Source organism: Bradyrhizobium rifense (assembly GCF_008123425.1).
GTDB lineage: Bacteria > Pseudomonadota > Alphaproteobacteria > Rhizobiales > Xanthobacteraceae > Bradyrhizobium > Bradyrhizobium rifense.
The window spans coordinates 17,238-27,815 of the sequence record NZ_VSSS01000110.1; the positions used below are offsets into that span (position 1 = coordinate 17,238).

General features: G+C 64.4%; 9 protein-coding genes. 5 read left to right on the forward strand and 4 right to left on the reverse strand.

Annotation, left to right across the window (positions count from 1 at the left end; all coding sequences use genetic code 11):
• Positions 1-25: 25 nt before the first annotated feature.
• A complete protein-coding gene (locus FXB40_RS46775) occupies positions 26-778 on the forward strand; it encodes a sulfite exporter TauE/SafE family protein (RefSeq protein ID WP_148779001.1) in 753 nt (250 codons plus the stop codon).
• Positions 779-807: 29 nt separating this feature from the next.
• On the opposite strand, the gene FXB40_RS46780 is transcribed toward FXB40_RS46775, so the two are convergent.
• Positions 808-1,440 carry a LysE family translocator gene (locus tag FXB40_RS46780; RefSeq protein ID WP_148779002.1) on the reverse strand — a complete coding sequence of 211 codons (633 nt, stop codon included), beginning with the start codon at positions 1,438-1,440 and terminating at the stop codon, positions 808-810.
• A 223-nt stretch (positions 1,441-1,663) separates the two neighbouring features.
• On the opposite strand from FXB40_RS46780, the gene FXB40_RS46785 reads away from it, so the two are divergent.
• Positions 1,664-3,460 (forward strand): adenylate/guanylate cyclase domain-containing protein, encoded by a 1,797-nt coding sequence (locus FXB40_RS46785; RefSeq protein ID WP_148779003.1) that lies wholly within the window; start codon positions 1,664-1,666, stop codon positions 3,458-3,460.
• A 175-nt stretch (positions 3,461-3,635) separates the two neighbouring features.
• The gene (locus FXB40_RS46790; RefSeq protein ID WP_148779004.1) at positions 3,636-6,440 is read left to right on the forward strand and encodes a di-heme-cytochrome C peroxidase; all 2,805 of its coding nucleotides are present in this window, start codon (positions 3,636-3,638) and stop codon (positions 6,438-6,440) included.
• Between the two features lie 181 nt (positions 6,441-6,621).
• Here FXB40_RS46790 and FXB40_RS46795 read toward each other — a convergent pair whose 3' ends face one another.
• Complete coding sequence (locus tag FXB40_RS46795) at positions 6,622-7,569, reverse strand: alpha/beta fold hydrolase (RefSeq protein WP_148779005.1); 948 nt, start codon at positions 7,567-7,569, stop codon at positions 6,622-6,624.
• A gap of 234 nt (positions 7,570-7,803) precedes the next feature.
• Here FXB40_RS46795 and FXB40_RS46800 point away from each other — a divergent pair, with 234 nt between their 5' ends.
• Together FXB40_RS46800 and FXB40_RS46805 are read left to right on the forward strand one after the other, a co-directional pair.
• Positions 7,804-8,265, forward strand: a complete 462-nt coding sequence (locus FXB40_RS46800) for an Hsp20 family protein (RefSeq protein WP_148779006.1) — start codon at positions 7,804-7,806, stop codon at positions 8,263-8,265.
• A gap of 153 nt (positions 8,266-8,418) precedes the next feature.
• A complete protein-coding gene (locus FXB40_RS46805; RefSeq protein WP_148779007.1) occupies positions 8,419-9,189 on the forward strand; it encodes an alpha/beta fold hydrolase in 771 nt (256 codons plus the stop codon).
• 60 nt (positions 9,190-9,249) lie between these two features.
• Here the strand turns inward: FXB40_RS46805 and FXB40_RS46810 are convergent, their stop codons facing one another.
• On the reverse strand, positions 9,250-10,014 hold the full coding sequence (locus FXB40_RS46810; protein WP_148779008.1) for a hypothetical protein: 765 nt from the start codon (positions 10,012-10,014) through the stop codon (positions 9,250-9,252).
• Positions 10,015-10,254: 240 nt separating this feature from the next.
• Positions 10,255-10,578: hypothetical protein (locus FXB40_RS48830; protein ID WP_210352246.1), on the reverse strand; the 324-nt coding region annotated here is incomplete at its 5' end.

A 10,578-nucleotide genomic window follows, 5' to 3' on the forward strand; every position in this document is an offset into this window, starting at 1 on the left:
CGCGGCTTCGGTCAATGTGCAGATCATGATTGACCCGCTTCTCATTCTCATCGCCGCCGTCTTCCTGGTCGCCGGATTCGTCAAGGGCGTCGTCGGGCTCGGCCTGCCGACGGTCTCCATGGGCCTGCTCGCGGTGAACATGGCGCCCAGCCGCGCGATCGCGATCGTGATCGTGCCGGCCATCGTCACCAATATCTGGCAGACTTTTGTCGGCCCCCATTTGCGCGACATCCTGAGGCGGCTGTGGCCGCTGATGATCGGCACTGTGATCGGCTGCTGGCTCAATGCCGGCGCGCTGACGGGGCCCTATGCCCGCTACGGCACCGTGGTGCTCGGTATTCTGCTGGTGATCTATGCCATCATCGGCCTCAGCACATTCAAGTTCCACGTCGCGCCGCAGAACGAGAAATGGGTCGGCGGCGTGGTTGGCCTCATCACCGGTGTGATCTCGGCCTCGACCGGCGTGCAGGTGATCCCCTCGATGCCGTTCATGCAGGCGATCGGGATGGAGAAGGACGAACTGGTGCAGGCGCTCGGCGTGTTCTTCACCACCGCAACGCTGGCGCTCGCCTTCAACCTGACCGCGGGCGGCCTGCTGACGCCAGCCAATGCCGTACCGGGCGTCGTCGCCATGGCCACGGCCTTTGCCGGCATGTTCATCGGCCAGTCGGTGCGGGCGAAAATGCCGGCGGAGGCGTTCCGCCGCTGGTTCCTGGTCGCGATGATCTTGCTTGGCGTCTATCTGGCCGGCGGTGCGCTGCTGAAGGAATTCGTCTGACGTGAGATCCACTCATCCGTTCGGATGAGCTACCGCGTCTCCAGCATGGCGACGCGGATGCCGAGATAGATGAAGAGGCCGCCGAGGGTCCGGTTGACCCAGGCGATCACGCCCTCGGACTCCCGCAGCCGGTGAGCGGCTTTCGCCGCAAATGCCGCCAGCACCAGACACCACAGCGTCCCCGTGTAGATGAAGATCAGGCCAAGCGTCAGGAAGGCGAGCGGCTTGTGCGGCGCATCGGCTGCGACGAATTGCGGCAGGAAGGCCAGGAAGAACAGCGCAACCTTGGGATTGAGCGCGTTGGTGAAGACGCCCTGGAGGAAAACCCGCCTCAGCGAACTCCGCTCGGCCTCGTCCTTGACCCTCACCAGGGCCGGTCGCGACCACAGCATCTGAAGCCCGGTCAGGACCAGATAGGCCGCGCCGACCAGCTTCAGGATCGAGAACGCGGTGGAAGAAGCCATCAAAAGCGCCGAAAGGCCGATCGCGGCGCCCGCGACATGGAAAAAGCAGCCGCAACTGATGCCGAAGGCCGCCGCCGCCCCGCCGCGCCAGCCCATCTGCATACTGCGGCCGATGACATAGACTGTGTCCGGCCCCGGCGTAATGTTGAGCAGCACGCCCGACAGGATGAAGAGCCAGATTTCGTGAATGCCCAGCATAAGAGACTCCGCCGCCCGGCCGGGCGATCCCAAGGGATTGGCCTTAATCGGTTCGCACCCCGCCGTCCACCGCCGGAAAAGCTTAGGATTTGCGTCGAATTTGCAATGCGGTTCACACTTTCGCTCGGCCTCATCTGCTCTATAAAGGCAGGGTTCTTGAAATGCGGGATTCGAGGCGCCTGCCACGCGGTGGCTGTCCCCTCTCCCTTGGAGCTCCGAGGATATGGAAAGACGTCTGGCCGCCATCGTCTGCGCCGATGTCGCCGGCTATTCGCGGATGATGGGCAGTGACGAGGCCGGCACCCATGCCGCCTTCAAGGCCCATCGCAGCGCGATCCATCCGATCATCCTCAATCACGGCGGCCGCGTCGTCAAAAACACCGGCGACGGCTTCCTGCTGGAATTCCCCTCCATCGTCGGCGCCGCCGAGGCCGCGATCGCGATGCAGCTGCTGATGGCGGATCGCAATCACCATCTGCCCGCCGAACGCACCATGCAGTTCCGGCTCGGCATCCACATGGGTGACGTCATCGCGGACGAGGACGAGGTGTTCGGTGACGACGTCAACATCGCCGTCCGCCTGGAATCGGTGGCAAACCCCGGCGGGTTCGCGATCTCGGCCAAGGCCTACCGCGAGGCGAGCAAGCATCTCACCGTGCCGCTGGTCGACGGCGGCAACCATCGCTTCAAGAACATCAAGGATCCGGTCGGAATCTGGACCTGGACGCCCGATGGTGCGACTGCACTTGCGCCAGAGCTGAAGGAAGGGTCCGCACTCTCACAGCAATACCGCACTGCCATCGTCGGCGTGCTGCCCTTCGCCAATCTCAGCGACGCCCAGGATGAATATTTCTCCGACGGCCTGACCGAGGACCTGATCCACGCGCTGTCGCTGCAATCGTTCTATCGCGTGCTGAGCCGCAACTCGACCTTCGCCTTCAAGGGCAAGAATGCCAGCACCCGCGTGATCGCGCGCGAGATCGACGCTACCTATCTGATCCAGGGCTCGGTGCGGCGCGCCGGCGCCAAGATCCGCGTCACCGCCGAGCTGATCGCGCCGGAGACCGGCGAGCAGCTCTGGACCGGGCGTTACGACCGCGACATCGGCGACCTCTTCGCGATGCAGGACGAGATCACGACCAATCTGTCCGCGGCCATCGCCACCGAGATCGTCCGGGCCGAGGCCTCCGCACCTGCGCGCCCGACCACCGACATCACCGCCTGGGACCGCTTCCTGAAGGGGCTGTCGCATTATTACCGGCAGACCAAGGAAGATCTGAGCACGGCCGTCGACCTGTTCCGGGAGGCGATCGCGCTCGATCCCAAACTGTCGATCGCGCATGCCTATCTCGCCACGATCCAGATCCAGAGCATCCAGTTCGGCTGGGTCAAGGGCACGCGCGAGATGTGGGCCGAGGCGATGCAGCTTGCCGAAACCAGCGTCCGGCTCGACCCGCGCTCGTCGTTCGCATTCTCGATCCTGTCGTGGGCGCATGCGTTGGAAGGCCATGACGAGGCGGCGATGGACGCCGCCAAACGCGCAGTCGCGCTCAACCCCTACGACATGGGCGCGCGCGGCGTGCTCGGCATCTGCCATTTCGTCATCGGCGAGCACCGCCAGGCGATCGAGCTGTTCTCGATGGCCGCCCAGCGCGACAACAGCGACCCGCGCTATCAATGGGCGGCGCTGAACGCCTTCAGCCACTATCTGGTCGGCCAGTATGACGCGACCCTGTCGTGGGCGCGCGAGCAGCTCTACGTCAACCCGAACCACATGCAGGCGCTCGCGATCCGCGCCGCAGCGCTGGCCCAACTAGGCCGCACCGGCGAGGCGGTCGAGGCGACCGGCGTGCTGATGGGCAACTACCCCACCCTGAATGTCGACCGCCATTTGCGGAATTTTCACTGGAAGCGGGCCGAGGACATCGCGCATTACCGCGACGGGCTCTTGAAGGCGGGCGTCCCGGCCAGCAAGCTCACCCTGGTCCAGAGCGACGTCAGACGCGCCGCCGAATCCTGAGGGCAAACCGCGCGCTCACGTCCACCTTTATTGACACCACAGTGAATTCAGCCACACTTCATCACACGCTGAAGTAGTATTGTGCTTCGACGTCTGCGCTGTCTGTTTGTTAAACTTTCCGCGCTTGATCGGCATGGCCGCTTTTCTCGATTCGTTTCTTTCAGGATTTTGACCGATGGATGCCTCCCGCAAGAAGCCCTTCGATCCCTCGATCGAAGTCTCGCCGAACAATCCCTGCCCGTTCCTGCGCGGACTTGTCGGCGAGGGTTTTGTCGACGGCGGGACCGTCCCGCTCCGGACGCTGTCGCAGACCATCGCAAATGCAAGTGGCGAGGCTGGGCTGAAGAAGACCTCGGCTCGCATCCAGGTCCGCGGCGTTGCACTCATCGCCAATGGTGCCTGTCACATCCTGCAAAGCATCTTCTGGGGCGCGCAGCTCAATGGCTTGCGCGGCGGCCCGCTCGACAAGCTCGGCGCCGGCTCGCGCATCCTCGGCGTCGACGGGCGCGTCAACGAGGACGAGATTACGCGGCTCGCCAGTTTCGGCGGTCCCTATGCCGATCCCGATGGCGGCACCGAGACCGGGCTCAACGCCGCGCAAATCCAGACCTTCATGAACGACAATCTCAAGCGCGCCGGCAATCAGTCGCGCTGGTATTACCCGATCCTGATGAAGTTCGAATGGCCGGTCCTGCTCAAGATCATGGGCAAGGGTCAAGGTGATGACCGCTATCTCAGCGTGGCCGAGGTGAGGACATTGTTCAACGAGCGCAAATTCCCTGACAGGATCACCCAGCGGATCGCCAGCCAGCCGGTCACCCCGCCCTCGCTCATATTGCGCGCTGCCGGCGGATTGGTCGCTGCGCTCCTCGTCTTTGGCATCGTGGCGCTGCGCTTTCCCGATCAATTCCAGCCGATGCTGCCCGGCATCCTCGGGGACCTGGTGGCGCCGCCATTGCCGAAGCTTGTCGAACCCCGGGCCGCGTACTGGCTCGAGCAAAACTGGGCGCTGGAGGACCGGCACTGGTTTCATCACGCCAGCCAGGGCACGGCGACCTTCCCGGTGCCCTATAGCTGGTTCATGGCGCTCGAGCAGCCGCGGCTTCATTTCTTCGCAAAGCCCGGGATGCTCCACGACAGCGACCATCTGCAGCGCTTCGGCTTCATCCCCAGCCCGCAGACGCTCAATACCGACGACGCCACCCTGCGCCGGTTCGGCTACGCCAACGTTTACGACAAGACGAAGCCGGTGCCGGCCCGGCTTTGGGATCCGCCGGTCAACTGGGGCGCCCAGGCTGAAAACGTCGACGGCCTGCCCGTCGGTTTCGCGCGCATGACCGGCGTGCCCGATCCCGCGACCGGCAAGGTCGGCGAGGACCGGATCGGCCTGACCTGCGCCGCCTGCCACACCGGCCAGATCCACTATAAAGGCATCGACATCCGCTTCGACGGCGGTCCGGCGATGACCGACCTCAGAAAGCTCGAGGTCACGACCGGCCTGTCGATCGCCTACACGCTGCTCGTGCCCGGTCGCTTCACGCGCTTCGCCGACCGTGTGCTCGGCCCCTCCGCCAGCGATGCGGATCGCGATGCGCTGAAGCAGAAGCTGAGTGCGATCGGCACATTCCTGAAAGACTGGGAAACGACCTACGACAAGACCATCAAGGGCAAGACGAGGTTCAACGAGAAGACGAAGCGGGACGAGCAGCAGCAGGACACCGAGGAGGGTTATGGCCGTCTCGACGCGCTCAACCGCATCGGCAACCAGGTCTTCTCCCAGGACATGACGCTGAGCGGCCTCAGCGGCTTCGAGAAGAATCTGCATGCCAAGGACGCGCCAGTCAGCTTTCCGCCGATCTGGACGGTGCCCTGGCTCAAATACGCGCAATATGACGCGTCCATCGAACAACCACTGATCCGCAACGCCGGCGAAGCGCTGGGCGTCACCGCGCTGCTCAATCTGTCCGACACTACACCCAAGGACACGCTGTTCCGCTCGTCGATGGACATCAAGAATCTGAACTGGATCGAGGATCTGCTGAAGGGATCGGCGCCCTATCCGAAAAAGCAGCTCTCCGGACTGACATCACCGAAATGGCCGTCGGACATCTTCGGCGATGCTGCGTGGAAGATCGATGGCGACCGCGTCAAACGCGGCCGACAGCTCTATGCGGATATCTGCGCCGAATGCCATCTCGGTCCGGTCAACGATCCCGTGTTCGACACCGAATTTCCGAAGCAAAGCATCTGGTCCTCGTCACGCTGGGAGACCATCGGCGGCGACAAATTCCTGAACGAGGTCCAGAAGAGCGCCAGAGGCATGGGAACCGACCTCGCTCAGGCCAGTGTGCTGGCGACGCGGACGGTTCAGGTGCCGGGCTTTCTCAAGCTCGATCCCACCCAGAAACTCAATGCCTGGTGGAGCTGCAATCTGCCGGATATTTCTTCGACCGACATGCCGTACTCGGTGGGCCTGATGGTGCTCGTCGACATCGTCAGCCGCAAGGCGATGGACGATGCGAAGATCGACCCGAAGGTTCAGAAGATCTGGTGGGGAGAGCGCCAGAACTGCCCGAATCCCGGTCCGCAGCCGTCCGACAAGAACGAGCCGGGGCCCTGGTATCGCGCGCGCCCGCTCAACGGCGTCTGGGCCACCGCGCCTTACCTCCACAACGGATCGGTGCCCTCGCTCTACTGGATGCTGAGCCCCGCAGCCGAGCGCCCCAAATCGTTCTGCATGGGCGGTGGTCGCGACTACGATCCGAAGCAGGTCGGCTTCGCGGTCGCCGATGGCGAGAGCTGCAAGACCGGGCAGTCGCGCTTCTCGACGCGAGCGTCTGATGGCACCGAGCAGTTCGGCAACAGCAATGCCGGCCACTCGTTCGATGGCACGCCGGGCCCCGGCAAGGACGGCACCATCGGCCGCATGCTCAAAGAGCAAGAGCGCTACGATTTGATCGAATATCTGAAGACGCTGTGAGTTGCCTTCTTACCTCGCCCCGCTTGCGGGGAGAGGTCGGATTGCATCGAAGATGCAATCCGGGTGAGGGGGACTCTCCGCGAGTCTCGCTGTCACTGCATTTGCGGAAACAGCCCCTCACCCCAACCCTCTCCCCGTAAGAACGGGGCGAGGGAGCGCACCGCCTTTGCGGAAGCCCCGCTCACTTGAACAACGGCGTGCCCGGCACGAACGCATCGAACGCGGCCCAGAACTGGGAGCGGTAGCGGTCCTGCTCCTGCAGGATCTCGTGCTTGGAGCCGGCGATCACGAGATGGGAGCCGGCGCGCAAATGGTAGGCGAACTCCTCGATCGCCGCGGTCGAAACCACGGTGTCGTTGGACGCAGCCAGCATCAGGATCGGCTGGCGGATCTCGGACGGATAGTTCATGCCCCTGAAGGTGCGCATCGCCGAAAACGCGGTGTCGGCCCAGGCGACTGTCGGTGACGCCAGGCCGAGCGTGGGGTCCTCCTCCAGGATCGCGACATTGCGTGCATAGCGCACGGGGTCGCTGGTCACGGGATTGTTGATGAAGGGCGACAGCCCGGTGAGATGGTCGCTGCCGCCGGGAACGTATCCGCCGCCCCGCCCCAGCATGCGCAGCGTCTTCAGCAATGCCCGCACCGGAAACGAGGTGGCGCGGCCGGGCAGGTCGATCATCGGCGCGGACAGCACCATGCGGTCGAACCAGCGCTTTTGCGCATGCGCCAGCCGCAGCAGCACCGCGCCACCCATCGAATGGGCCAGCGCGAAGAACGGCGGGGGACAATCCGGCAGCACCACCTGCTGCACGAAGGTCTCCACGTCGATCTCGTAGTCGGCGAAGTTGCGCACATAGCCCTTGCGCGGATCGCGCAGACGCCGCGAGGAGTGCCCCTGCCCGCGCCAGTCGAACATCGCCACCGCAAAGCCGCGGTCGCGCAAATCGCGCACGGTCTCGAAATATTTCTCGATCTGCTCGCTGCGTCCGGTGAAGACGCAGACGGTGCCCTTGCGGTTCGCCGGCGGCGCCCAGCGCGCGAAGCGCAGCTCGACGCCGTCGGGCGTCTTGATGGTGCCGCTGACGACGTCTTCGGGCACGGGATTGGACGGAATCGAGACCAGCGTCATGATTGGGAGTGCTTGGGCGCCAAGTGCTGTAGTTCAAGGGCTGCAAATCAAGGGCGGGCGCGCCGAAAAGGCGCGATTAACCGCCCTCTTGAACGCCTTCCCTTGAACCCATATCACCATGGTGCAGGCCGCTACCAGTGTTTCGGAACCGGAACATCAGGCTGCACACAGACTAAAGCCCGGCCCGATTGGCGGGCGGGTTACCTGAACAGTCGCTCAATGGAGGACTAGACCATGCGTACCTACGATCTCACCCCCTTCTATCGTTCCACCGTCGGCTTCGATCGTCTCTTCAACCTGCTCGACCAGACGAGCTCGGACGGCAGCCCCGGTTATCCCCCCTACAACATCGAGCGTACCGGCGAGAACGCCTACCGCATCACCGTTGCGGTCTCGGGCTTCTCCAAGGATGAGCTCTCTATCGTCGCGAAGGAAAACACGCTGACGATCAAGGGCGAGAAAGTCGCCAACGAGAACTCGAAGGCCGAAGTGCTCTACCGCGGCATCGCTGCGCGAGCCTTCGAGCGCGCCTTCCAGCTTGCCGACTTCGTCCAGGTGAAGGACGCCTCGCTCGAGAACGGCCTGCTCCATGTCGACCTCGTGCGCGAGATTCCCGAAGCGAAGAAGCCGCGCCAGATCGCGATCAACACCAGCGCGCAAGGTGCGCAGGTGATCGAGAACTCGGCCGCCGCCTAAGCGCATCGACATTCACCAAGTTGCGAAAACGCCCCGGTGCCCCGGGGCGTTTTTTTCGTTTTGCACCGCATCACAGACCGGTGAGCACGCGTAACACTGTTGCCCCGCGCTCCGTCCTCTGGGTATCGAACCAAAACAAGACGGAGAACGATCATGACTTTCTGGCGCAGCCTTTTCGTCGCCGCGAGCCTGCTGGCGGCCCCCATCAGCCTCGCTCACGCCCAGACCCCGCAGACCGTGAAGGCGAAGAACGTCGTGCTGGTGCACGGCGCCTGGGCCGACGGCTCGAGCTGGTCGGAGGTGATCCCGATCCTTCAGGCCGCAGGCCTCAACGTTACGGCCGTGCAGAATCCGCTGGGATCGCTCGCCGAATCGGTCGAGGCGACCAAGCGCGCGCTGGCCGAGCAGGACGGTCCGACCGTGCTGGTCGCGCATTCCTGGGGCGGCACCGTGATCAGCCAGGTCGGCACCGATCCGAAGGTCACCGGCCTCGTCTACATCGCCGCGCGCGCCCCTGATGCCAACGAAGATTTCGTCGCGCTGTCGAAGCAGTTTCCGACGGGCCCGGCGCGCGCCGGCATCGTCGAGCGCGACGGCACCACAAAACTTTCGGAAGATGCCTTCCTGAAATATTTCGCCAACGGCGTCGCGCCGGAACGCGCGAAGGAGCTCTACGCGGTGCAATGGCCGACGGCAGCGTCGATCTTCGCCGGCCGCACCACTGAGGCCGCCTGGCACTCGAAGCCGAGCTGGTACGCGGTGTCGAAGAACGACGGTACGATCAACCCGGACTTCGAACGCTTCCTCGCCAAGCGTATGAACGCCACCACGATCGAGCTCGATGCCGGCCACCTCTCGCTGGTGTCGCATCCGAAGGACGTGGCGAACTTGATCCTGGAGGCGGCTGGGTATCAGCGCAGCTGAGCGGCGATCGCCCTGACGCAGCGCCCGAGATCCTCGGGCGCTTTTTCGTTTGCTCAGGGCCTAATCCAGCCCCTGTGCCGCCGGCATCTCCTGCGTCGGCAGGATCGTCGCTGCCGGCTTGGCCTGACCGACGGTTGCCGCCGGCGCGGGCTCGGCCGGCTTGGGCTGCACGGCTGCCGTCTGCTGCGTGGGCTGCGCTTGCGGTGCCTGGACCTGCTGCGCCGTCGGCTCGGCGGGCTTGGTGGCCGCGACCGGTGTCTCGACCCGCTGCGGAGCCGCCTTGGGCAGCGGAACGGTGCGACTGGCGACGTGCGGGATCGGAGCCGGCGGGCGCGGCGGGCCGCCACGGACCATGGTCGGCGGCGGCAGCGCGCTTTGCGGCCGGTAAGGTGCAACCGAAGGCTCCTCATAGGCCGGCGCCATGCCATAGGCATCAGCGGCCGGCATGAAGCGGATGATCCGTCCGTCGCGGGCGTCGATCACCAACCGCCCGTCGTCGCCGCGACGGTCGATCACCGCGATGGTGTAGACGGCGCCGCGCAGGCGCGGGATGCCAAGCGGCGAGAAGCCGTTTTCGCGCAGCACCGCGTAGACCTCGGTGGCCGGCAGCAGCGCCGGCGCCGGGCCGCGTTCCTCATAGCCATAGCCGTAGCGGTAACGCGGCGGCGGTGGTGGCGCCGCGTCCGGCGGACCGTAGGGCCCCTCGAAATCCGACACCGCGATCATGGCCCCGCCGGAGATACCGCTCGCCGGAACCTGAGCCTGAGCAGCGGTTGCAGCCAGCGCCAGCGTGGCCGCGGCCACACATCCAGTGAAAAACTTCATGGTCAACACGCTCCTGTCAGGCCCCCGGATGGTCGCGCTCTTTCGCTTCTTGCGGCGTGGCGCGCCTTTCGAAGGGCTGATCCGAAGCTTCATTGGGGATTCGGGCGCCGCTTGGGCCGGATCGCGGCGCGTTTGCTTCAAAACCGGGGCCGCACGCCATGCGGAAAGCGCTGATTGACACTTTGGGAATCGGGACTTTCGCGCGCTTGTGTGATAGACAAAAATTTGGCAAGGTGATGGTTAGGACAGGAAGACTGTCTCAATTTCGCTTGCGATTCCGGCACAGGGATTGCAGCGAAAGTCGGTGCCTTCGAGCGCCAGGAGACAACAGGCAAAGCCGTTCTCGGGGACGAAGAACGCCTTGGTCTGAATTCTTGGCCTGAATTTAAGAAAATGCGGCTCGCAGCGGACGAGCGGTGACCCAGAAGCGGGTGCCGCGGAACGCCCAAGGTGCGCCGAAGATGGCGGTGAGGCAGCTTGCCGCACGGAGAGGATTGGAACAATGAACGGGTCGCAATTCGAGCGCGCAAACATCGTGGCAGAAGAGCTGTCGGCGACGGTCGC